Here is a 24,293-nt window from a genome sequence, read left to right as displayed (position 1 = left end):
CCGTTATACTGTTATTTTAATATAAGGGAGAAACGACCATATATGGTAAAGAAAACCGTCAAGAAAGCGGCTGCAAAACCTGCCGCTAAAAAGACTGTAAAAAAAACAGCCGTAAAGAAAGCCGTTCTCAAAAAACCCGCTAAATATATTTACTCTTTTGGCGCAGGCCGTGCCGAAGGCAATGGCAAAATGAAGGAATTATTGGGCGGTAAGGGCGCCAATTTGGCCGAAATGGCCGGACTGTTAAAACTGCCCGTTCCTCCCGGTTTTACAATTACTACCGAAGTTTGTACCTATTATTGGAACCACGACCGTTCCTATCCCAAAACATTGAAAGCCGACGTAGAGGCCAACCTCAAAAAAATTGAACGCGAAACCAAAAAAGTTTTCGGTTCCGAAAAAAATCCGCTTTTAGTGTCCGTCCGCTCCGGCGCCCGCGCCTCTATGCCCGGTATGATGGAAACCATTTTAAATATCGGCCTTACGGAAGAAACTATCCCGGGTATGATTGCCAAAACGGGTGATGCCCGCTTTGTGTATGATGCTTACCGCCGCCTGATTATGATGTATTCCGATGTGGTAATGGAAAAAGCCGCCGGAATTGAACCCAAGGACGGAGAAGGAATCCGCAAAATTTTGGACGGTATGCTGGGCGATTTAAAGACAAAACTCGGCGTAACGGACGATACTCATATTCCGGCCGAAGAACTCAAAAAACTGTGCGCGGAATTTAAAAAGACCGTCAAAAAAGTGCTCAAAAAAGACTTCCCGGACAATCCGATGGAACAACTTTGGGGCGCTATCGGTGCGGTGTTTGCCTCTTGGAACGGCAAACGCGCTATTGCTTACCGCAATATTGAAAATATCCCGCACGATTGGGGTACTGCCGTTAACGTACAAACAATGGTTTTTGGAAATATGGGCGATACGAGTGCCACGGGCGTGGCCTTTACGCGCAACCCCGGCAACGGCGACAGCCACTTTTACGGCGAATATTTAATCAATGCCCAAGGTGAAGATGTGGTGGCCGGTATCCGCACCCCCTCGCCGATGAACAAATGGTCTGCAAATGCTCACTCGGCCCATTTGCCTACGCTTGAAAAGGTAATGCCGAAAGTTTATAAAGAATTGGACGCTATCCAAAAGAAACTGGAAAAGCATTTCCACGACATGTTGGACATTGAATTTACGATTGAGGACCAAAAATTGTGGATGCTCCAATGCCGCGTAGGAAAACGCAACGGAACCGCCGCCGTACAAATGGCCTTGGATATGGTAAAAGAACGCTTGATTTCCAAGGAAGAAGCCGTCTTGCGTGTAACGCCTGCCCAGTTGGGCGAACTTTTGCTCCCCGCCATTGACCCCAAGGCCGAAGCGGGTGTAAAGCCCATTGCCCAAGGTCTGCCGGCCGGCCCGGGCGGTGCTTGCGGCGAGATTGTTTTCAACTCCGCCGACGCTATTAAGTTGCAAGAAACCGGCAAAAGAGCCATTTTGGTACGCGAAGAAACCAACCCCGAAGATATTGAGGGAATGCGTGCGGCCGCAGGTATTTTAACCCAGCGCGGCGGTATGACCTCTCACGCGGCTTTGGTTGCCCGCGGTTGGGGCAAATGCTGCATTGTCGGCTGCGGCGAACTGGAAATTAACCTGGAAGCCAAAACCGTCAGTATGGGCGGAAAAACCTTTAAAGAGGGCGATTCCTTAACCTTAAACGGTACGAAAGGATATGTTTATGACGGTGCTTTAAAAATGTTAGCCGCCGGCGAAGGCAACAAGAACTTAATGCACTTTTTAGCCTTGTGCGACAAAGTGCGCACCCTGAAAGTGCGCGCCAACGCAGATACGGAAGAAGATGCCATAAATGCCCGCAAATTCGGTGCGGAGGGCATCGGCCTTTTCCGCATAGAACATATGTTCTACGGTAAAAACTCCGAAAAACCGCTCTTTATTTTGCGCAAAATGATTCTCTCCGGCAACGAGGCCGAACGCAAAGCCGCGGTAGAAGAACTTTTCCCGTATATGAAAAAGGAAATCAAGGCGACTATGAAGGCTATGGCGGGCTATGGTGTAACCGTCCGCCTGATGGACCCGCCGCTCCACGAATTTGTGCCGACCTTGCCCGAAAAGCAGGCTGAACTGGCCAAAGCATTGGGCATTACGATGGCTGTATTTAAAGAACGCGCCGCCGGGCTGCACGAAGTCAACCCGATGATGGGACACCGTGGTATCCGCTTGGGTGTAACCTATCCCGAAATTACCGAAATGCAATCCCGCGCGATTTTTGAATCTGCCGCCGAACTCATTAAAGAGGGTGTAAAAGCGGAGCCGGAAGTGATGATTCCTCTTACCTGCGACGTGAACGAAATCATCACGCAAAAGAAACTCATCCGCGCCGCGTATGACGAAGTGGTAGCCAAAACCAAGGTTAAAAAACTCCATTTCTCCGTGGGTACGATGATTGAAATTCCACGCGCAGCGGTGTTGGCCTATGAAGTTGCCCAAGAAGCGGATTTCTTCTCGTTCGGAACCAATGACCTTACGCAAATGACCTTTGGTTTTTCGCGTGATGATATCGGCTCGTTCCTGCCCGAATATTTGAAGCAGGGCATTTTGGAAGCCGACCCGTTCCAAACCCTTGACCAACGCGGTGTAGGGATGCTGATTGAACACGCCGTAACCGAAGGGCGCGACGCCAAACCTAACTTGAAGGTGGGTATCTGCGGTGAACACGGCGGGGACCCTGCCAGCGTGGAATTCTGCCACCGCGAAGGGTTTACTTATGTGTCCTGCTCCGCGTTCCGCGTGCCGATAGCGCGCCTGGCCGCTGCGCAAGCCGCCGCCAAAGACGTATTGGCCTACAAACGCAAATAAAAAATTGCTTTACAAAAGCCCCGGGGAATCAACCTTGGGGCTTTTTGTTTGCTTTTTTTCATAAAACTCTCTATACTATAAATATAGGTAAAGGTGTTGATTATGAAAAAACATTTATTAATTGCATTAGTATTATCCTTGGCGTGGCCGGTTAGTGCAGCCCCGGCGGACCAGGCCGTTGCCAAACAACTGTTGGTAACGCAGTTCCAGCAAATCAAAGATGATGCGGCACAATGCCGCGAAGCCGTTAGAAAGCAAAATTTTAAAAAGGCTATTTCACTGGGGCAGCGGGCATTAACCAAAGAAACCGAAGCCCTGGCATTAGCCAAAAAGAATAATATTCGCGTAACCTTTGGGCAAGTGTATGGTTCCGATGGCTTTTTACCGGACCCGCTTACCAATTATGTAGATGTGGCGGAAAACGTACTCTTTTCCCGGGTAATGTTGGGCGAGATATCCCTGCGCGAAGCCTTGCGCCAAGGGGCGGATTTGGCAGACAAAGGCGGTATGGTGGGCGTGTTATTCGGTCAAAATACACATATGAACATTGCCTTTGCCACCGTGTCCGAGACGTTTAGAGGGTGGAAAAACTGCAAGAAAGAAGTAGCCACCTTAAACGGTATTGTGGACCCGGAAAAGTTCTGCGTACAAGACCCGGCTTGGTTAGCCGATTAACTGGTTTAGTTGCTTTAAAAAATCCCCGAGGTGTCTAAACCGCGGGGATTTTTTTATTCCATAGGATACTGTGTAATATATTCCTTAGGCCTGCGTCTATCCCAAGCCACACCGCGTTTTACTACTTTGGCGGGATTTCCGGCAATCACGCAGTTTTCTTCGGTAAATTTACCGGCCACCACAGCCGAAGCCCCCACCACGCAATTTTTAGCGATCAAACTATTCTTCAAAACAGTGCAGTCCATAGCCACCCAAACATTATCGCCAATGATAATCTCTTTGCCCCAATTTAGTAATTTTTTTGTTTTAGCATCATAAATGGTATGAGAGTCGCTGGCAAAAATATGAATATTCCAAGACAACATACAATTATTACCGATAATAACTGCGGAATTATCCTCTAATAAATCAATCCATACTCCATTAGAATCAGAATTTTTACCAATTCTAACAAGGCAGTTATGTGTAGGCGTATTTGTACCCGGATTGCCTATTACAATACGTCCATTCCATTTTTTTACAGAAGGGTCAATTTCCACCTTGTTGTTATCGCCATATATTTCTATTTGCACTCCTTTCGGCACAAAAGGGATAATATTTCCTTTTCCGAAAACTTGTGGCTTTTTAGATTTTACCGGATGATATAGGTCTTTAATATATTTTCCCATTAAATGAATAAAAAGTAAGATTTTGGAATGTCCATATTTACGTTGAAAGTATAACTTATCTTCGTTTTCCATAATACACCTCATTAAACTCCCAATTTAATTTGAATTTGTTTTAATGCGTCTTTTTCCATAATAGTATTCATACAAATATGATTTTTCTTTATGCAAGACTCTTGCCAAGCGCGGGAATAAAATTCGCAATGTATGGGGCAAGCGTGGCTACACAGATTTAGGTTCTCGGAATAACCTAACACCGCTGGCGAACTGGGACCAAAAAAGACACAAGACGCGCCCCCTTTTAACGCGTGGCGCAAGTGGACAAGGCCGCCCTCACTATCTATATGCAAAAGGGCGTGCTTTAAAATGACTTTTATTTCTTCTAACGAGGTTTTTCCTGCTAAATTTTTATCGGCATTTCCTAAACGCTCGCCTTTACCACACCCAACCTCAATAATTTGGTATTGAGGAGCGGTTTCTTTTAAATCAGCAATTAATTTTCTGTAATACTCCAACGGCCACAATTTGGTGCTATCTACTAATTGAGTATCGCCCACTTCGCGGTTTATGGTGATATATTTTTTTGTAGTTAATCCAAATTTTTGCAATGTTTCTTTTTCTTGCTCTATGGGCACAGAAAGTATCCAATCTTCCTGTAAATTAAATTCATTTACTAAATCAGGTTGTGCCCAACGCTTTTGCAGATTAGATAAAATATTTTGAGTGATGCAATCCTTATATGGAACTGTTAAAAAATATTTATTTTCTCGTTCCAAATCCAGTAGTTTTTCCACATAGCCAAGCAATCCTGTTGGTAGGCGTTGTAAATTAGCATATTGAACAATAGGGCTTCTGTTACAAGTAATTTTTAAATCAAAATATTGGGAATCTCTTTCACTTTCAGATACAAAACAAGTTAAAGTTTCGGTTAAGTGTGGCAAGAGGGATATTTTATGGCAACATACAAAAAAATTTATATTTTTCTCTTTACAAAATTTTATGTAAAAAGCCGTTGCCCAGTTTAGGCTCATTAACATATCCCCCATACCACCTTCTATGGTTAAACAAATGCGTATAGGCCCGGACAGAGGTTTGTTTTTCTGTTTTTTACTAATAGCAGATAGCAAACAAGCCCACATCATATGCGTTGCAATTTTATTTACAGAATTATATTTATGTGTATATCGGTTTAAACGTGCCTGTAAATAATCTACACCCAATTTGATATTTAATTTCTGTTGGCGTAATTCCACTTCTTTTGTATTACATTTTTGTTCAAATTTATTGGACTCTTCCAAGAGTTCTAAATCCGTCTTTTTACGGGCAGATTTTTCGTGTAAAGCGGTTTGATGAAAAACAGAATATTCCCGCAAACATTCCTTCCACAAACGCGGCGAAAACGACAAAATAAACCGCAGCCAATGTGCCAAACAAAGCGACGTATCGTGTACATTTTTCCACACAAACCAAGTGCGGTTGCGCTTGGATAAAAACTGCGTAAATTTGTTCTTTTTACTGTTAATCGTGCCTCCGCATTTGTGGCGGGGCTTGGTATCGGGTGCATAAATCACTTTCCAACCGCGTTTTAACCCGCGATAAACCAAGTCTGTTTCTTCCAACATATACGGGTCCAAATTTTCGTCAAAACCACCTAATAAATCAAAATAACTCCGCTGGCAAAAGAAATATGCTCCCTGCACACCCCACGAAGGATATTCCACCATTTCCGGCAAAAATTCATTATAAATATTGTGCGTAAAGCGGGGAAAACCCTTTTTCCAACCCAATAATTTTACGCCGTCCAACTGTTCCCACGCGCCGGCTTTTTTAGGATAAGCACAATAACCTGCGCACGCTACGCAAAACACATCCGGACGTAAATATTTTTGGGCCGTATTGAAAAAATCCTCGTCAACAAAAACATCATTATCCAAAAAACACAGCCACTCCCCCTGCGAGTCGCTTACCCCCAAATTGCGCGCTGACGAAGCACCGTGTTTGGGGTTTTCTAAAAATTTCACTTGCGGGAAAAGTACAGGAGCCTCTTGCATAGAACCGTCCGCAGAATCCCCCACCACTACGGTAACGCTGACAGGAACGGTAGATTTTTTGGCGGCAGCCAATACGGTAGGCAAACACTCTTTCATATGGTGCAACCCATTTTTAGACGGAATAACGACGGCGATTTTCATAACAAGTTCCTCCACAAAACAGGGAAAAGGGGCCCTGACTCTTGGCGGAGATGTGCATAAGCCCCCTTCCCGTTCATACGTATGTGCTGTAACGTATGAAAGCGAACGGAACCTATGAAAAATGAAGCAGTAACAAAGCGGAAAAAACGAAGGAAGGCTTAAAAAAAACGGCTGGTTAGGACAAGTCTGAGAGAAGTCTTGCCAATAAACAGCCGTGGTCTCGCCCATATAAATATGTGCGAAACACTCGGCAGAAGACAAGAGGCTCATGACTTCCCCTCATCTTCTGCCTAAACTAACTGTTTTTTGGACTCTCTCAGAACTTTGGATTTTCCAAAGCCTTCCTATTCTTCAATAGGATTCCAAAAACATTAAATTGTCGGCGCCCGGTTTCCCTTGCGCACTGCGTTTATTATAGCATATTTATTTTATTGTTCATTTTGAATTTGTTTCAAAATCTACCTTTTTTCCAAAGCCTGGCAGGCCGCCAAAACACTCGGCAGCCCCGCCGCGCCTTACAAGCCGAACAACTATCGTATGCTATCACTACTCCTTAAAATACAAGGGGCGCAATGAGTTCGCCACCGCCAATAAACATACGCCGACATCGGCAAAAACGGCACTCCACATATTAGCCAACCCCGCCGCACCCAAAGCCAATACTCCGGCTTTAATCACTAGCGCAAAGACAATATTCTGCTTAATTACACGCAGGGTTTTGCGGGAAATTTTAATTGCCGAAACAATCTTTTTTACCTCATCGGTCATCAGCACCACGTCGGCGGCTTCTATGGCGGCATCAGAGCCAAGCGCCCCCATTGCTATTCCCAAATCGGCACGCGCCAAAACAGGCGCATCATTAATACCGTCGCCCACAAAGGCCGTGGCAAGTCCATTAGGCGTGCCTGATATTAATTTTTCCAAAATTTCCACCTTGTCTGCTGGCAACAGACCTGCGTAAACGTGCTTTATATGTAGTTCGTAGGCGGTTTTTTCGGCGGCGGAGATACTGTCTCCGCTCAACATCACCACTTGGTGAACAAGCCCGTTTTGCAAGGTTTTTAAGGCTTCCTCAGTGCCGGGCTTTACCTTATCGCCCAGTTCTATACGCCCTTTAAAAAAGCCATTTTCCGCCACATATACGCACGTTCCGCGCCCGGTCTGTACATCCGCCACGTTATAGCGCGCCATTAAGCGTTCGTTTCCTGCTAAAATTTGGGTGTTTTTCATAGAGGCACAAATCCCCTCTCCGGATATCTCTTGCACCGTTTCCGGAGTTTCCGTCTTTGTTTCAGCCTCCTTTAAAATGGCTTTGGCTACCGGGTGATTGGAATAATGCTCGGCGGCAGCCGCCAATTTAAGCAATTCCTTGTCTGTTGTGTTTCCGGCGGGAAAAAGTCCTGTAACCGCAAATACCCCTTGCGTGAGCGTGCCCGTTTTGTCAAAGGCCAACGTATAAAGGCGCGATAATTGTTCCAAGTACGAACTGCCCTTAATCAGCACACCATTTCTGGCCGCACCCCCAATACCGCCAAAAAAACCGAGCGGCACGGAAATAACAAGCGCGCACGGACAGGAAATTACTAAGAAAATAAGCGCGCGGTAAAACCACGTTTTAAACGAAGCATCTGCCCAAATAAGCGGCGGAAGAACGGCTACCGCCGCCGCGGCAAACACTACCGCAGGCGTGTAAATACGGGCAAAGCGCGTGATGAATTTTTCGGCAGACGATTTTTTGCTGGCGGCATTTTCGGCTAGTTCCAAAATTTTGGCTACTGCGGAATTTTCATAAGTCTTTTCCACCTTTACGCGAAGCGTGCCGTCCACGCTGATTACCCCCGCCAACACCTGCTGCCCCGCTTGGGCAGTTACCGGGCGGGATTCCCCCGTCAAGGCGGAGGTATCCAAATGGCCGCTTCCGCTTTCAATCACCCCGTCTAACGGCACACGCTCCCCCGGCAAAACGAGTACCACCTCACCCAGCTTAACTGTTTGCGGGGCGACCTTTTCCTCTTTGCCAGACTTTATTAAGCGGGCGAAATCGGGCCGTAAATCCATTAAACGAACAATACTCCGGCGCGATTTACCCGCCGCATATTCCTGCAACAATTCCCCCACTTGGTAAAACAGCATTACAGCCACCGCTTCGGGAAATTCCCCAATGCACCACGCCCCCAAAGTGGCCACCGCCATAAGGGAATTTTCGTCAAACCATTGGCCCGCTTTTACATTGGAATAGCAAGCCTGCCATACCTCAATCCCGCTGATAAAATAAGCCGCCAAGTAAAAGGGCAGTTTAATAGCAAGCGGAACAGGTAAGAAAAAACCCAAGGAAAACAACCCCGCCGCTAAGGCTAATTTTTTCCACTCGCCGCGTGGTTCACCTTCCTTCCCTTGGGCACACGAGCAGGCGTGGCAAGCGGTACAAGCACATTCGTGATGATGACTCATAACCCCTCCTGTATGTGTTCTAACCCTTGGTTAAAAATGCGTTTGACGTGTTCATCCGCCAATGAATAAAAAACCGTTTTTCCCGAGCGGCGGCTTTTGACGAGTTTGTTTTGCTTTAAAAAGCGCAACTGGTGCGAAATGGCGGAGTGCGTCATCCCCAATTCGTCCGCAATATGCTGTACGCATTGTTCACAATTAAAAAGAGCGCACAAAATGCGCAGGCGCGTGCTGTCGCCAAACACTTTAAAAAGGTCAGCCAAATCATAGAGTGTATCGTCGGGCAGTTGCAAGGATGGTTTGCAAATGTGTGGTGGGGTTTTCTTCATAATTAACTCCTATTATACTAATATATGAACATATGTTCACATATTAGTATAATTAATTTTCTTTTGTTTGTAAAGGTTCTGCTTGAAGAACGCGCCAAAATTGATATACTATGTGTGTAAACTTTTTTAAGGAGATAATATGAACAACAAGGGCTTTACTTTAATTGAACTCTTGGTCGTGGTGCTGATTATCGGCATTTTATCGGCCATTGCCTTGCCGCAATACGAACTGGCGGTAGAAAAAGCGAGAACCGCAGAAGCCTCGGTCAATGCAAAAGCAATTTTGGATGCCGAGGAACGCTTTAAACAAGCAAATCCCGATGAGTGCGTAAATTCCTTTTCCCAAATTGCTGACGTAAATTTGAAAGGTGGTTCTATTAATGGTAATACTTTTACTACCAACCTTTTTAAATATACTTTGGATTTTTGCGCTAACAACCAACTGCTAGTAACCCGTTACGAGGGAGATACAGAGATTTTTACAGTATCTTTTTTAAGTATGGACGCCGGTGGTGGGAAGCAATGTGCAGGTGGCTCTGATTTACAAGAAATTTGTACTTATATGGAGAAAATCTAAATTTTTGCCTACTATCATACCCCGGGGCAAAAATGCCTCGGGGTGTTTTTTTACGCTAGATGTTGTTTAAGATTATTTGTCTTAGCCGTTGTATTTGTCGTTATTTCCAAGAATTGACAATCCGCTAGGATCGGGGCTCTGTAAAAAAGGGAAACGACAGATTCCCGACTACAACACTCGGAAATGACAATAAAACAAAAGAACATTATTAATTTATTTTAGGATTTTCCCCCATGCTTTTATAACTACAAACTCTTTAACCGCTCCGCTATGGTCTGCGCCGCCGTTAAGGGATTAGGCAGGGCCAACTTATCATACCCGGCACGCATAGCGGCCAGTTTTGCGCCCACTTGGCCTTGGGTCAGCCCTTTAAATACACTAGATAAGCGCGTTGGCAACTGATCATCGTCCAACACAATTTGCGCACACCCCGCCTCAGCAAAAATTTTAGCATTGTAGTATTGGTGGTTTGCCGCCGCGTGCGGAAACGGCACTAAAACCGCGGGCAACTTACAGCACACCAGTTCAGCCAGCGTGCTTGCACCGCTCCGGCAAATAATTAAGTCAACCGCTTTCATCAGCGTGTAAATTTCGTGCGAATAAGGCAATACGGCCGCATTGGATAGCCCGGCATACAAGCCACGCACGCTTTCAAACCACCGCTCTCCCGTGATGTGGATAAATTGCCAGTTGGAAAAAACCTTGGCACAAGCAACCACCGCATTGTTTAAATCTTTGGCTCCTTGGCTTCCGCCCACCACTAGAACGGTTGGCTTTGCAGGGTCCAGTTTTAGTGCCTGTAATTGCGTGGCACGGTTCGCGGACAAACCAAACTCCGCACGCACCGGAGTACTTGTCAAAACGCCGTTTTTCACTTTCTCCGTCGTCGGCAAGCCCAACATAAACAGGTCTGCAAATTTTCCGCACACCTTGTTTGCCAGGCCCAAACAGGCGTTGGAATCGTGCACGGCCGTTTTTACGCCCATAAAATGTGCCATAAAAATAAGCGGGAAAGAAATATACCCGCCCGTACCGATAGCCACATCCGGCCGAAAAACCCGCAATATTTGGCGTGTTTGGAGCAAGGATTTTACCAATTTACACACAAATTTAACGTGGCGCACGGGGTTAACAGATCGAGGGAAACCCATAAAATCAATTTCTTTATAGGAAAGTCCGTGCGCAGATAACACCTTGGCGGCGGGGTCGTCTTTACGGACGACAAAAAGAACTTCGCACCCTTGACGTTTAAATTCTTCGCCAAGAGCAAAACCGGGGTAAAAATGCCCGCCGGTGCCGCCGGAAGCAATCAAAAAGCGTTTGTTCATATTATTTTTTCCTGTTTTTAAAATGCGTGATGTCCTCGCGCAGATTATTCTGCGTGTTATCCACCGCCGCCAAATTAAGGATAATGCCAATCATCACCAGCGTCATAATCACAGACGAGCCACCGTAGGAAAAAAACGGCAAGGCAATACCCTTTGTAGGCACTAAACCAATGGCCATAGCCATATTAAAAAATGCCTGCATACAAATTGTAATCGTCAGGCCAAAGATAGTCAAACTGCGAAAATGCGTTTTTGCCACGCGGGCCAACTGCACCCCGTGGACAAGCAGCCAACAAAAGAGACTAATAATAATCGCCCCGCCAAAAAGGCCCACTTCCTCGCACATAATGGAAAAGATAAAGTCCGTATGGGCGGCGGGCAAATATTCCAGTTTCAGTTCACTATTGCCTAGCCCCTTTCCAAACCACCCGCCGGACCCTACCGCCAGAAACGATTGCACCAACTGGTAGCCCGTAGTGCCCTCGGTGGCGAACGGGTTTAAAAAGGAAAGCATACGGTCGCGCCTGTACCCCACCCCAAACAGCAAGCGGTACAACACCGGCAACAATAATACCCCCGGTACGCATAAGTGCAAAAAGCGCGCACCCGCCATTAAGAGCATAAAGGCAAATACCGCCCCCATCAGCATAGGCGTACCCAAGTCCTTTTCCGCCAAAATAAGCACTAATGTAATCCCCGCCACTATCATAGGATTAATAAGCAGTTTCCAATTTTTGGCTAACCTTCCGGCCACTTTATCCAAATAGTCGGCAATATAAATAACCAAAGTTACTTTGGCGATTTCGGAGGGCTGCAATTTAAAAAAACCGAAGTCAATCCAACGGTGCACATTGGCCTGCTGACGGGTAAAAAGCACGATAACAAGTAACACCCAAGTAAAGAATAGCAAGTTAATCGGCTTAAAAATTTTAATGCGTATCAGGCGGTCAAATGTCTGCGATAGAAACAACGCCGCCAACACACCTAAGAAATCAAACAGCAATTGGCGTTTAAAAAAGAGCGTAGAGTCAAACGCGCTAGACGAATAAGTAAAAATCAGCCCAAAAAGCACGAACGCAAAGGCAATGAAGGCAATGTATATATCTAATTTGAGCGGGCTCCACCCGTCCTGCCGTGCACCGGCAAAGCCCCGCACGGCCCGGGGAGCAGGCCGCCGTGTAAAGGTATTGCGCCGCTGGGGCGCTTTGTTAAATAGTTTCATAAGCGTTAGCGGATTTTAAGCGAGGCTAAGGCCAAAAGCATCAGCATTGCGCCCACAATCCAAAAGCGCACGATTACCTTCGGCTCCGGCACACCCATTAATTCAAAATGGTGATGAATCGGCGCCATTTTAAAAAGCCGCTTGCCGTGCGTTAATTTAAAGTATCCCATTTGGAGCATAACGGATACGGTTTCCAACACAAAAATACCGCCTGCAATCGGGAGCAAAAGTTCTTGCTTTACGCACAGGGCTGCCGTGCCGATTACCCCGCCCAAAAAGAGGGAACTCGTATCGCCCATAAACACCTGCGCAGGGTACGAATTGAACCACAAAAACCCCATACAAGCCCCGATGAGCGCGCCCATAAACACAGTAATTTCCCCCGCCCCGGGCACATAAATAATCTTTAAGTAGTCCGCAAAGTGGAAGTTACCCGCCAGGTATGCCACAATCCCGTAAGTAGCCGCCGTAAACACCATACAGCCGCTTGCCAGCCCGTCTAATCCGTCGGTTAAGTTCGTAGCGTTAGACGAGCCGACAATCACCAGCATTGCAAACGCAAAATAAAATACCGACAGGTCAATAAACATTTTGCTCATATACGGAATAATAAGCGCAGTGGAATATTCCCCATTGGGCGGATTTAAGGCCAAATATCCTACCACCACTACCGCCGTAAATAACTGGATTGCCAGTTTAATAGAAGATTTCATCCCCTCCGGGTTCTTTTTTACAAGTTTGGTATAATCGTCCATTACACCGGCAATACCAAGCGTAACGGTGGTAAAAATAAGCAACCAAATATAATTGCTGTCTAGCCGCGCCCACAAAAGTACGCTAACGATTAAACTGACGAAAATCAGCAAACCGCCCATTGTCGGCGTGCCGTTTTTAGATAAGTGGGAAGCGGGACCGTATTGGCGTTCAATCTGCTGGATTTTATAGGAACGAAGTTTCGTTACCACCTTGGGACCAATTAAAAGGGTCAGCAAAAAAGACGTAAATATCGCCGCTCCGGTACGGAACGTAATATAATTAAAAATATTTAAAAAACTGAAATTATCAGTAAATTGCGACAAATAATAAAGCACAGTTTAAATCTCCTTTAAAATATTTTCAAAATTCATAGAGCGGGAAGCCTTTACCAAACAGGTTCCCCCCTTAGAAAGCACCTTTTTTAACTCCCCCATCCACCCTTGGGGTGCTTGGGCATAAAATACTTTTACACCCGACGCAGTTTGCAACTTCTCGTAGGCATATTTCATTTCCGGCCCTGCCAAAAAGCAATAATTGATATGGTTATCCAGCACCTCTCTCGCCACCAAACGATGGTATTCCTTGGAGGTTTCGCCCAGTTCCTTCATATCGCCCAACACCGCTACGCGTGGCTCGGCCGAAGCGTGGCCCAAAATTTCCAAGGCGTTCTTCATACTGGCCGGGTTGGCATTATAACAGTCCAGGATAAACTCTACGCCTTTTTGGTGCAAATGCTCCATACGCATTGGCATCGGCGTAAAAGAAAGAAGCCCTTTTTTTACATTATCCATATACAAGCCTAATGCAATGGCCGCCGCCGCGGCCGCCGCCGCATTTAACTTATCGTGCCGGGCCAAGTTTAAATCCAACACATAGGCTTCGCCTTTATAGGTAAATGAAAATTTTTCGGTATCCAAAATCTGCAAGTCCGCCCCCGGATGAAAGCCAAAAGACAAACTTTTGCCCTTAAATTCGGTTTTCAGGCGGGATAAATATTCATCATCGGCGTTATACACCAAGGTCCCGCCAAAATTTAAACATTGGGCAATTTCGGTTTTAGTTTTATAAATGGTTTCCAAATCGTGGAAAAATTCCAGGTGCGACGGCCCCACATTGGTAATTACCGCCACATCCGGCACCGCCAAAGAGGCCGTTTCCAAAATATCTCCGGGATGGGAAGCCCCCAACTCAAATATGCCGTATTTGTGTTTGGGCTGAATTTCCAACAAAGAAAAGGGTACGCCGAACTGGTTATTAAAATTGCCCATATTGGCGGCGGTTTCGCCAGCGGTTTCGCAAATGGCGCGGAGCATTTGCTTGGTGGTGCTTTTTCCGTTAGAGCCAGTAATGGCGGCCACCTTTAAGGTGCTGTTTAAACGGTGGTATTTGGCCAGTGCTTGCAAGGCTTTTAAAGAATCTTCCACCAGTAAAAATGACGCCTTGGCCTTTTGCGGAACCTCAAAGCCTTTTTCCGCCAAGATGACAGCCGCCCCTTTGCTTAGCACGTTGGGGATAAATTTGCGTGCATCGTGCTTTTGGCCTTTTAAGGCAATAAAAGCATCTCCCGGAGCCACTACGCGCGAATCGGTTACAAAAGAGGTTACAACTGTATCCGGTGCAGACGAAATCAATTCCGCTCCGGTAATTTCCGCAATTTTGCGGACAGATAAATTAAGTTTCATACGGTCTCCTTAAATCAAATTTTTGCGCCCGGTTCAAAATCCAACTGGTCGGGAGCGATGCCCTTTAAGGCTAATAACCGCTCGGCAATTTCTTTAAATGCCGGTGCGGCGGCGGTACCGCCAAAGGTATATTTGGCGGGATTATCCAAAACCACTAAAATCGTAAATTGCGGGTCGCTGGCCGGGACAAAGCCGCAGAACGAAGCAATATGGCTGCGTTTGGCATAGCCCCCCTCTTTGCTCAACTTTTCAGCCGTACCCGTTTTTCCGGCTACATTATAGCCCGTAATACGCGCACGCTTGCCGGAACCCGCTTCCACCACGCTTTCCAATACCTTGGTCATTGTATGGGCGGTTTCCTCGCGCAAAACACGGCGGATTTTTACAGGCTTGGAAAGTTTTTCCACCTTGCCGCCTGCGTATTCTATACGGTCAATCAGGTGCGGCTGCATTAACACCCCGCCATTGGCTATGGTGGAATAAGCATTAATCAACTGGATAGGCGTAACGGCCACCCCATAGCCGTACCCTTTGGTGGCGGTATCCACTTTGGTCCACTTGTTGTACGGAAGCACATTGCCTTTGGATTCGCCATTAAAGTTGATATCCGTCTTCGTGCCGAAACCGAAGGCTTTTATATAATAAAAAAGATTTTTGGCCCCTAACTCTACGGCTATTTTCCCGGCCCCGATGTTGGAAGAAAGTTGCATAATTTCGGGAATAGAAAGGAAATCTTTTTTGTGCTGGTTGTCCCGCACAACTACCCCGCGGGCAATCTCCCACCGGCGGCCTTCCATATCAATACTGTCCGTAACGCTCACGACCCCTGCATCTAATGCGGAGGAAACGGCAATCGCTTTAAAAGTAGAGCCCGGTTCGTAAGTGAACTGGAACGCTAATGATTGGCCGTCTTTTATCGGGTAGGAAGCGGCTGCTAAAATTTTACCCGTTTTAGGCTCCTGCACCAAGGCAATGCCGTGTTCGGCCCCCACTGAATCCACCGCGCGTTTGAGGGCTGTTTCGGCATAGAACTGGGCGACTTCATCAATCGTCAAATACACATTGGCTACGGAAAGTTCCTCTTTTAATTTTCTGTCGTAAATGATTTCACCGCGGCGGGCACGCTTAGCGCGCCTTTTGCTGATGTCTTGGCTGAGTTCGCTGTTAAACATCTTTTCCACGCCGGAAAGACCAAGGTTTTTAGAGTTAGCCGCCCCAACAATATCTAGCACGCTTTGCCCGTATGGGTGAATACGCTCGTATTCCGGCGTAAGTTCCAGCCCTTGCCCCAACGGGGTGCGCAAAATTTGGGAAATTTTAATGTAATTATCCGGTTTAATCTTTTTAGCCACAAAGAAAAAGTTGGAAGCGCGGTTCCACTTTTCCAAAATACGGCTTTTGGGAATACCCAAAGTTTCAGACAAAAAGGCCACTGTTTTATTTTTGTCCTTTACATAGCGTTTATTCACACCGCAGGAGTGCGTGCGGACCGATTCGGCCAGTTCCCGGCCGTTTACGTCTAATATTTTTCCGCGCAGGCGGTCCTCGGCCAGATAGTTATAAATAGCGCGCTCGGCCTTGGAGGAAAATTCGTCGTGCTGAAAGGTTTGCATATAAAAAAGTTTGCAAAAAATCAGCAACGGAGCAATTAAAATAACCTTTACGGCAATCTTCATCCGGTTTTTAACATTAAATACATCCGGGGACGAAAGGGGTCTTTTTAACATAGTTATTTCGGGTCCAAAATAATAATTTCGTGCGGCTTTGCGGGTACAAGGCCCAACTTGTCCTGCGCAAAAGCGGTAACGTGCTGCGGGCCGGACAGACGGGAAATTTCCAACTCCAAATACTGGTTGCGGGCTTCTTTAATTTCCACCTCGTTTTGCAACTGGCTGATAGCACGGCCCGAGCGGTTGATTTCAATGCGCATCGCCACCACCATAAAACCAAACAAACATAAAACAAATAATAAAACAAAATATTTCATTTTTTCACTCTTTCAATCACACGCAATTTAGCACTGCGGGAGCGGCGGTTTTGGCGGACTTCTTCATATTCCGGGGCCAAGGCGTGCTTGGTAACCAGTTTCCACCCGCCGCTTTGCGCCAAGGCTTTAAAATGGGTTTTAACCAAACGGTCCTCTAACGAGTGGAAGGTTAAAATAGCCGCCCGTCCGCCCGGTTTGATAATATCCGCCAAAGAAGTAAGCAACTGCTCCACCGATTCCAATTCCCGGTTACAGGCAATACGCAAGGCCTGAAAGGTTTGTGTGGCCGGATGCGTTTTTCCGCGCTTGGGACCGTACACCGTTTCCACAACCGCTTTTAAGCGTTCGGTTGTTTCTATGGGGGCTTCTTTGCGGGCGCGCATAATAGCCAAGGCAATTTTAGTAGCATTACGTTCCTCGCCGTATTGGGTCAAAACGCGCTCTAATTCCGCCATTGGCCAAGTGTTTACAATCACGGCCGCGCTTAACGGATTTTGTTTGTCAAAGCGCATATCCAAAGGGCCGTCCCGCAACAGGCTAAATCCCCGGGCCGGGTTATCTAATTGGTATGAACTTAATCCCAAATCAAACAAGGCCCCGTCCGCGCCCTCCAACCCCAGTTCTTTAAGTACCGCAGGAGATTCGGTATAACTTTTATGAAACACGCTTAAACGAGGGTCATTTACGCGCTCTTGGGCCATTTTTAAGGCTTCTTCATCTTTATCAAACCCCAATACGCGCGCACGCGCGCCCAAATGGCTTAAAAAATATTTGGTATGCCCGCCAAGGCCCAAAGTACCGTCAATATAAGTACCTTCAAAATTGGTAAGCAAATAATCCGCTATCTGCGGTGCCATAATGGGAATATGTGTCCAAATCTGTTCTGTCATAAAACGCTCCTAATACTTCATCACGGGCACCATTTGCAACTTGTTAATTTTGGTCTGTTGCGGAGCCTTTTTAGGCTGTGGTTTGGGGGCCGGTTTCGGCGCGGGCTGCGGCTGTTTGGCAGGTTCTGGCTTTTTAACAGCCGGTTTCTGCGGTTCGGGCTTGGGCGAAACCAGTTTTCCCGCCTGATAAGCCTTTTGCAAATCGTGCAGCCATACATTTTCCAAGACACTTACCTTATTAAAAGGCATACCAAACGCACGGTATAACGCCTGGTGCAAGGGTGTTTTGGCCTTTATTTCCGTGCTTAATTTATAAAATTCGTCCCGCGTGCGGGAATTTAACAAATAATCCACTAAACTATATGCTTGCGTGTACCACAGTTCCGCTTTATCATTGGGAAAATTACTTATATCCTCGGTTTGTGTCATTTCTTCCAACGGGATATAAGTTCCCTGCACAATGCGCAAAAGACTTCTGTCCACCCAACTGGGCTTTTGCTTGGTGGCATAAATCTGCATATAGACCGCCATCCCTTCGGAAAGCCAGAGAGGTGATATCGTCGGCAAAAAGTATCCGTCAAAATATAAGTGTGTCAGTTCGTGCACAGAAAGCGGATAAAAACTGTTCCCCTCTATTACATACATTGTATCGGCGCGCAAGTCGGAAGAAGCACCCGACCACGCCGGACGCTTGGTAAAGCCCATATAACTGTCCTTTTCGCCAAACAGCATAACCAAAATTTTATTGGGTTTTATAACCAATGTAAAAGGAGTTAAATCCAACATCAAATTACCGTGAATCGTATCCAGCACCGTTTTGATATTTTCCGTAACGGGATTTTTTTCGCGGTAAATCAAATAGTTAAAGGTATCTGCCGTCAAAAAACCGGGCGGGGGCGGAGACCAACGCACCTTATGCGCAGAATCCGTCGGGCGGTAGGCCGGAACGGGTACCGCCTCCAAAGCGGCTCCTTCGCTCTTGGGCGCATTTAAGGCAACGTGCTCTAAGCCGGAAATCATTTCGTTAAACTTTTTTTCATCCTCGGGTGAATATTCCACCGCCGAGGCCGAAGCCGGAGGCGGCACCGAAATATCGGGACGGTTTTCCCGCGCGTGTCCGCGGTTGGGGTCCGCAGCGGGAGCCGGGGCTTTCTTTTCGGGTACGGGGAGCGGAACGGCATCCTCACGCGGTTTTTCCGAAAATAAAGCGTTTACCACATCCTTGGCCGTCAGCCCGAACGAACGCAATACGTGCGGTGTGCATAACAGGACCGCAAGTATCAACGCAAAACAGGCTAACTTTTTAAAGATATCCATTACATTTTTCCAAACAAAACCAAGTGTCTTTTTTTATTGTCGTCCGGCAAGTTATACTGCTCTACACCGAGCAAAACTCCTTGGTATTTTTCCGGGTGGCACATATCCGCCTGCGGGTGTTCGCCCTGATAGGCAATAAATACTCCCCCCGCTTTCAGCGCACCCAAACAAATTTCCAAAATATCGGGCAGTTGGCCCATAGCGCGCTCGGTTACAAAATCAAACGCAAATGCAGTTCCCTGCCCAAGACGCGCCTGTTTAACTTTGGTATTTTTGATACCCAGTTGCATAATTGCCCAGTTCATAAACGAGCAACGCTTTTCAATGCTTTCCACCAGCGTTACCTGAACGTGCGGCAAAGCGAGTGCCGTCGTAATACCGATATATCCCGCCCCTGCGCCAACGTCGGCCGCCTGAGGAGAAACCATTTTTTTAGCGTGTATAAAACCGTTTATCTTGGCTGCCGCGGTTAAACCGTCGCAAATATGGCGGGTGATAACTTCGTTCAAATCCGCCGCGCTTGTTAAGTTTAAAAAGTCCTTTTTATTCCACACCAAGTTGGCATAGGATAACATTTGCTCCGCCTGTTTCTGTGAGAGGGGCAAATTAAGCGTTGTGGCGAAATCAATCAGCGTTTTGAGCATTTTTAAGTCTCCGGTATCGTTCAATATGTACCGCCAGTAATTGCAAATCTGCCGGGGTTACACCCGGGATACGCCCGGCCTGCCCCAAGGTTTGCGGTTTTACCTCACGCAGTTTTTGGGCGCTTTCAAACAAAATGCCGCGCACGGAGGACGTGTCAAACCCCTCCGGAATTTTTATATTGTCCATTTCCGCCAATTTTTCGGCATCTTTTTTATTGCGTTCGTAATAACCGGCATATTTATTGTGAATATCGGCGTGCGCACGGGCTTTTTCCAACGTCCACGGGAACAAATCTTCGTCGGTTTCGGCCGGTTGTGCGCCCGGATGTTCAATTAATTTTTCGCACAGCGCGCGGTATTTTTCAAACGGCGCTTTGTACTTTTCTTCCAATAATCCCATTTTAAAGGCGTGGGGCATCAGGCGCAAGTCCGCGTTATCGTTACGCAGTAAAATGCGGTATTCGGCGCGCGACGTAAACATACGGTATGGCTCGTTTACGCCCTTATTTACCAAATCGTCAATCAGCACGCCGATATAGGCTTCGTCCCGGCGCAGAACAAAAGGCTCTTTACCCAAGGTTTTTAATGCCGCATTGATACCCGCTATAAGGCCCTGTCCGCCGGCTTCCTCGTAGCCGGTGGTGCCGTTAATCTGCCCGCCTAAAAACAAGTTGGGCACGAGTTTGCTTTCCAACGACGGAAACAAATCGCGCGGGTCGGAAAAGTCGTATTCCACCGCATAACCGGGGCGCGTGATAGAGGCCTTTTCCATACCGGGTACAGATTTTATCAGCGCGCGTTGGACGTCCTCCGGCATACTGGTAGAAAAGCCCTGAATATAATATTCTTCCGTATGAAAGCCCTCCGGCTCCAAAAACAGCGGGTGGCTGGTAACGTCCGGAAATTTTTTAATTTTATCCTCTACCGACGGACAATAGCGCGGCCCCATCCCGTGAATATTTCCGCTATACATAGCAGAACGTTGGAAGTTATTACGCAGAATTTTATCCGTTTCCAAGGTCGTTCTGGTAATGTGGCAACTCAAAAACCGGCGCTGCTGTTGGGCTTTTACGTCCGTAAAATGGGAAATAGGCTGCAACGGATTATCAGACGGCTGCAAGCGGAATTTAGAATAATCTAAACCGCGTGCGTTAATACGCATAGGCGTACCCGTTTTAAAACGCAGCATATGCAGGTGTAATTCTTCGCGCAAATTTTTAGCCAATCCGTCAGACGGCATATCGTTGTAGCGGCCGCCCTTAAACATTTCGGTACCAATATGTATGGTTCCCGCCAAAAAAGTTCCGGTAGTCAGCACGACGGTCTTGGTATGGTAAAAAGTGTTGCGCAAGGTTAGCACGCCGTTTACACCGTTATCCGAGGTGGAAATTTTGACGGCTTCGTCCTGCATAATATCCAAGTTGGGCTGTAATTCCAAAAAGTGCTTAAAGGTGAACTGGTAAATTTTCTTATCGCACTGTACGCGCGGCGAGTGAACCGCCGGGCCTTTGCCGGTGTTAAGCATATGGTAATGCAAGGCCGCACAGTCCGTTACGCGGCCCATAGCCCCGCCCAAGGCGTCAATTTCGCGCACGATTTGGCCCTTAGCAATACCGCCGATAGACGGATTGCAGGACATTTGGGCAACGGTATCCAAACTTTGCGTAAGCAGGAGCGTTTTAGCCCCCAATTTGGCGGAGGCCAAGGCGGCTTCGCACCCGGCGTGTCCGCCCCCGATTACAATAACATCATACTTATCTTCGCAAACAAACATTTATTTCCCCATACAGAACTTGGAGAATATAATTCCCAAAACATCATCAGGAGTTACCTCTCCAATCAAATCTTGTAAATAATTCAGCGCACGGCGCAGGTGCTCGGCATAAATTTCCCCTCCGGCGTGCGCGGCCAGGCGGATTAAAGCACTTTCCAGTTCGGTTTGTGCGTTAATCAAGGCTTCGTAATGGCGCAAGTTGGAAATCATCAGTCCGTCTGCCGTTTGAGCCTCGTTGATATCGGCGGTAATAGCCAGTTTTAACGCATTTAATCCGTCTCCCGTTTTGCACGAAACCGGCAGCACTATATAATTTTCGCACTCCGCCAACGGGCAAACAGGTTTTTGTACGGCATCTGTTTTATTAAGCACAATAAGGGTGCGCTTTTGCTGCCGGCGGATATCTTGCCACAAATCTTTTTCTTCCGGAGTCAGGGGTCTGGAAGAATCCAGCACAAACAAAATTAAGTCTGCCCCCTGCATGGCTCTTAGGCTGCGCTTCATTCCTTCTTTTTCCGCCGGGTCCAGCGCGTGTTCGCGAATACCGGCAGTATCGGTTAAAATGATTTTTTGCCCGTTAATTTCCAGGGTTTCTTCCACCGTGTCGCGCGTGGTGCCACTGGCAGAAGAAACAATCGCCCGGTCAAACCCTACAAGAGCATTTAGCAAACTGGACTTACCGCTGTTGGGGGCGCCCACGATAGCGGTTTTGAGGCCGTCTTTAATATACTTACCAACGGAAAAAGTGTCTGCCAACGCTTTAATATGTGCCAGAACGGCATTTATTTGGCCGGATACAAATTCGTCCGCAAGCGGGGTCATTTCCTCGTCCACGTCGTCCAAGCGGACCTCTATTTGCGCCAAAAGTTCGGAAAGTTTGGTTTTCATATCGTCCAAACGGGAGGATAGTTTTCCGTCCAAGGAGTCCATAGCCAGTTTATGCGCGTGTTTATTGCCCGAAGCAATCAAATCGCACAACCCCTGCGCTTCCACTAAGTCCATTTTTCCGTTAAAAAAAGCCCGCTGGGAAAATTCCCCCCGCCGCGCCATAGAAGCCCCGTTTTCACACAGCAGTTCCAAGAGCCTGCCCTTGATATAGGGAGATGCGTGGACGGCAAATTCCACCACATCCTCGCCGGTGTAGGAGTGCGGGGCTTTAAAATACGTTACCAGTGCTTTATCCAGCACTTCGCCGCCGTCATAAAGCGTACAAAAAATTTGTTTGCGCGGCTCCGGCGCCGTTTGGCGGCGGGTAAGCGTTTGGAAAAGGGCAAGCGACCGGGGGCCGGACAGGCGGATTAACGCCACCGCTCCGCCCATACCGCTGGCTAATGCGCAGATAGTAGTTTGCATAGGTATATTTTATCAATTTTTCATACGCTTGCGGGGTGTTTTTTGTATTGGGAAAAACAATAATTTTTATACTTGCCAAAGCGCAGGCAAAAAACTATAATCTAAATATTCTTTTTCCGCAGAAAAAAACGGACGTTTCGGAGAGGTTTTTATATGAGTAAAAATATTTTAGTGCTTACGGGCAGCCCGCGCCAACTGGGCAATTCAGCCTTACTGGCGGACGCTTTTATTCAAGGAGCCAAATTTGCAGGCCATACCGTGCAGGTGTTTGAGACGGCTTTCCACCCGGTACTGCCGTGCCACGCCTGCGACAAGTGTTGGTCCGCCAAAGAGCCGTGCGTATTTAAAGATAATTTTGAAAAGTTGGCCCCCATGTTGGAAGAAGCCGATATGTTGGTATTCTGCACGCCTTTGTATTGGTTTACAATGAGCGCGCAGTTAAAATCTGCCATAGACAAATTATATTCGTATATGAAAGACATTGCTCCGCGCAAACTGAAAATTAAAGAGTGCGTATTGCTGGCCGCCGCTGAGGGAAGCGAAAAAGACGGCGACTACGACGGTTTAAAAGCCACCTACCACAGCATAGCCAACTATTTAGGTTGGCAGGACCGCGGTATGGTGTTAGTGGGCGGTGTGGGAGAGCCGGGTGAAATTATCAAAACAGGCAAACTGAAAGAAGCCTTGGAATTTGGTAAAACAATGTAAAAGCAAGGAACACTTTAAACTACCCCGCTAAAATAAATTAGCGGGGTAGTTTTTGTATCTAAAAAACCCCTTGGCTGATAATAAACCAAGGGGAATCGTATAATTTTAAGCAATTAACTATTTGGCGGCGTTTCCGGCAGATTTTTGTTTGAGCAAATTTAACAAGGCCGAACCCGCACCTGAATTTTGTCCTTGAATCGTCTGCGCGGTAGCGGCGGAGGGGTCCTTGCCCTTGGCTATACTCATAGAAGCCGCAGCCGCGGCTTTGGCTGTTTGTTCGGCTGATGACGGCATTAAGCCCGATTCGCCCCCGCTTAGTTGCGCTGCTTGCTGCGGTTTAGCCGCTTTAAAATCTTTGGCTTTCTTTGGCTGATAATTACTCATAGAAGTTTGGGCTTGTGCCATTGGCGCGGCGGTTTTTTTGCCTATATCCACCCCCCCGGGTTTGGACACAGCCGTTTCTCCCCCAGTAGTCGGGCGGCTTGCAGAAACCTGCGTTGTCGGGCGGGACACCTCTACCGTTGTAGCCGGACGGCTGACGGACGGCATTGTAACCGGGTGGTTTGCCGCCGCCGAGGTTTCCGGCTTGGCAACCGTAACTGATGTGGTCGGCTTTTTTACTTGTACAGCGGTAGTGGGTTTAGCGGAAACGCTCCCCGTCGTCGGACGGGATACCGACACCGTAGTTGTCGGGCGGGAAACGGAAACCCGCGTAACCGGGGCCGCCTGCAAAACGGTTGCGCCCAGCACCATATAACCAATAATAAGAAAACGGTTCATTTTATTCTCCTTGTTATATAGTATAAGTTCCGTTTGCCCATAGTCAAGGCGAAAATCCCCCGGACAAAACCGGGGGATTTTTACTTAAACTAAAA

Annotated in this window: 20 protein-coding genes; 4 read left to right on the top strand and 16 right to left on the bottom strand. The window is 47.2% G+C overall.

The window, feature by feature from the left end; all coding sequences use genetic code 11:
* The first annotated feature begins 42 nt into the window (after positions 1–42).
* Both ppdK and ACQY2K_RS03460 read left to right on the top strand, forming a co-directional pair.
* Entirely contained in the window at positions 43–2,871 is a 2,829-nt protein-coding gene (ppdK, locus tag ACQY2K_RS03465; protein ID WP_428040767.1) for a pyruvate, phosphate dikinase, read from the top strand.
* A 102-nt stretch (positions 2,872–2,973) separates the two neighbouring features.
* Positions 2,974–3,546: a hypothetical protein gene (locus tag ACQY2K_RS03460; RefSeq protein ID WP_428040766.1), complete on the top strand. Its 573-nt coding sequence runs from the start codon at positions 2,974–2,976 to the stop codon at positions 3,544–3,546.
* Between the two features lie 53 nt (positions 3,547–3,599).
* On the opposite strand, the gene ACQY2K_RS03455 is transcribed toward ACQY2K_RS03460, so the two are convergent.
* The 4 genes from ACQY2K_RS03455 to ACQY2K_RS03440 form a co-directional block, all read right to left on the bottom strand.
* Entirely contained in the window at positions 3,600–4,286 is a 687-nt protein-coding gene (locus tag ACQY2K_RS03455; RefSeq protein WP_428040765.1) for an acyltransferase, read from the bottom strand.
* A gap of 11 nt (positions 4,287–4,297) precedes the next feature.
* Entirely contained in the window at positions 4,298–6,403 is a 2,106-nt protein-coding gene (locus tag ACQY2K_RS03450) for a glycosyltransferase (RefSeq protein WP_428040764.1), read from the bottom strand.
* Positions 6,404–6,949: 546 nt separating this feature from the next.
* A complete protein-coding gene (locus ACQY2K_RS03445; protein WP_428040763.1) occupies positions 6,950–8,854 on the bottom strand; it encodes a heavy metal translocating P-type ATPase in 1,905 nt (634 codons plus the stop codon).
* On the bottom strand, positions 8,851–9,180 hold the full coding sequence (locus tag ACQY2K_RS03440; protein WP_177746348.1) for a metalloregulator ArsR/SmtB family transcription factor: 330 nt from the start codon (positions 9,178–9,180) through the stop codon (positions 8,851–8,853). Before ACQY2K_RS03440 ends, ACQY2K_RS03445 begins: the two co-directional genes overlap by 4 nt.
* A 139-nt stretch (positions 9,181–9,319) precedes the next feature.
* On the opposite strand from ACQY2K_RS03440, the gene ACQY2K_RS03435 reads away from it, so the two are divergent.
* Entirely contained in the window at positions 9,320–9,757 is a 438-nt protein-coding gene (locus tag ACQY2K_RS03435) for a type IV pilin protein (RefSeq protein ID WP_428040762.1), read from the top strand.
* 245 nt (positions 9,758–10,002) lie between these two features.
* Here the strand turns inward: ACQY2K_RS03435 and ACQY2K_RS03430 are convergent, their stop codons facing one another.
* The 11 genes from ACQY2K_RS03430 to mnmE are packed head-to-tail and all read right to left on the bottom strand — an operon-like array spanning position 10,003 to position 22,710.
* Entirely contained in the window at positions 10,003–11,085 is a 1,083-nt protein-coding gene (locus ACQY2K_RS03430; RefSeq protein ID WP_428040761.1) for a UDP-N-acetylglucosamine--N-acetylmuramyl-(pentapeptide) pyrophosphoryl-undecaprenol N-acetylglucosamine transferase, read from the bottom strand.
* 1 nt (position 11,086) lies between these two features.
* Positions 11,087–12,307 (bottom strand): FtsW/RodA/SpoVE family cell cycle protein, encoded by a 1,221-nt coding sequence (locus ACQY2K_RS03425; protein ID WP_177746344.1) that lies wholly within the window; start codon positions 12,305–12,307, stop codon positions 11,087–11,089.
* A 5-nt stretch (positions 12,308–12,312) separates the two neighbouring features.
* Positions 12,313–13,398, bottom strand: a complete 1,086-nt coding sequence (gene mraY / locus ACQY2K_RS03420; protein ID WP_177746342.1) for a phospho-N-acetylmuramoyl-pentapeptide-transferase — start codon at positions 13,396–13,398, stop codon at positions 12,313–12,315.
* 3 nt (positions 13,399–13,401) lie between these two features.
* Positions 13,402–14,745 carry a UDP-N-acetylmuramoyl-tripeptide--D-alanyl-D-alanine ligase gene (locus ACQY2K_RS03415; protein ID WP_428040760.1) on the bottom strand — a complete coding sequence of 448 codons (1,344 nt, stop codon included), beginning with the start codon at positions 14,743–14,745 and terminating at the stop codon, positions 13,402–13,404.
* A gap of 14 nt (positions 14,746–14,759) precedes the next feature.
* Positions 14,760–16,472: a peptidoglycan D,D-transpeptidase FtsI family protein gene (locus ACQY2K_RS03410; RefSeq protein ID WP_428040759.1), complete on the bottom strand. Its 1,713-nt coding sequence runs from the start codon at positions 16,470–16,472 to the stop codon at positions 14,760–14,762.
* A 2-nt stretch (positions 16,473–16,474) separates the two neighbouring features.
* Positions 16,475–16,732 carry a septum formation initiator family protein gene (locus ACQY2K_RS03405; protein WP_177746336.1) on the bottom strand — a complete coding sequence of 86 codons (258 nt, stop codon included), beginning with the start codon at positions 16,730–16,732 and terminating at the stop codon, positions 16,475–16,477.
* Positions 16,729–17,622: a 16S rRNA (cytosine(1402)-N(4))-methyltransferase RsmH gene (gene rsmH / locus ACQY2K_RS03400; RefSeq protein WP_177746334.1), complete on the bottom strand. Its 894-nt coding sequence runs from the start codon at positions 17,620–17,622 to the stop codon at positions 16,729–16,731. The genes ACQY2K_RS03405 and rsmH overlap by 4 nt, the downstream gene beginning before the upstream one ends.
* 9 nt (positions 17,623–17,631) lie before the next feature.
* Complete coding sequence (locus ACQY2K_RS03395) at positions 17,632–18,939, bottom strand: hypothetical protein (protein WP_428040758.1); 1,308 nt, start codon at positions 18,937–18,939, stop codon at positions 17,632–17,634.
* Positions 18,939–19,607 (bottom strand): 16S rRNA (guanine(527)-N(7))-methyltransferase RsmG, encoded by a 669-nt coding sequence (gene rsmG, locus ACQY2K_RS03390; RefSeq protein WP_428040757.1) that lies wholly within the window; start codon positions 19,605–19,607, stop codon positions 18,939–18,941. The genes ACQY2K_RS03395 and rsmG overlap by 1 nt, the downstream gene beginning before the upstream one ends.
* Positions 19,564–21,357: a tRNA uridine-5-carboxymethylaminomethyl(34) synthesis enzyme MnmG gene (gene mnmG / locus ACQY2K_RS03385; protein WP_428040756.1), complete on the bottom strand. Its 1,794-nt coding sequence runs from the start codon at positions 21,355–21,357 to the stop codon at positions 19,564–19,566. Before mnmG ends, rsmG begins: the two co-directional genes overlap by 44 nt.
* Positions 21,358–22,710, bottom strand: a complete 1,353-nt coding sequence (gene mnmE / locus ACQY2K_RS03380) for a tRNA uridine-5-carboxymethylaminomethyl(34) synthesis GTPase MnmE (RefSeq protein WP_428040755.1) — start codon at positions 22,708–22,710, stop codon at positions 21,358–21,360.
* A gap of 153 nt (positions 22,711–22,863) precedes the next feature.
* Here mnmE and ACQY2K_RS03375 point away from each other — a divergent pair, with 153 nt between their 5' ends.
* Positions 22,864–23,418 (top strand): flavodoxin family protein, encoded by a 555-nt coding sequence (locus tag ACQY2K_RS03375; protein ID WP_428040754.1) that lies wholly within the window; start codon positions 22,864–22,866, stop codon positions 23,416–23,418.
* 117 nt (positions 23,419–23,535) lie between these two features.
* On the opposite strand, the gene ACQY2K_RS03370 is transcribed toward ACQY2K_RS03375, so the two are convergent.
* A complete protein-coding gene (locus ACQY2K_RS03370) occupies positions 23,536–24,198 on the bottom strand; it encodes a hypothetical protein (RefSeq protein ID WP_428040753.1) in 663 nt (220 codons plus the stop codon).
* Between the last annotated feature and the right edge of the window lie 95 nt (positions 24,199–24,293).

This window comes from Candidatus Avelusimicrobium fimicolum (assembly GCF_021632165.1).
Classification (GTDB): Bacteria; Elusimicrobiota; Elusimicrobia; order Elusimicrobiales; family Elusimicrobiaceae; genus Avelusimicrobium; species Avelusimicrobium fimicola.
Note: the sequence above shows the minus strand (reverse complement) of the source record. Positions and strands in the feature narration are given on the sequence as shown.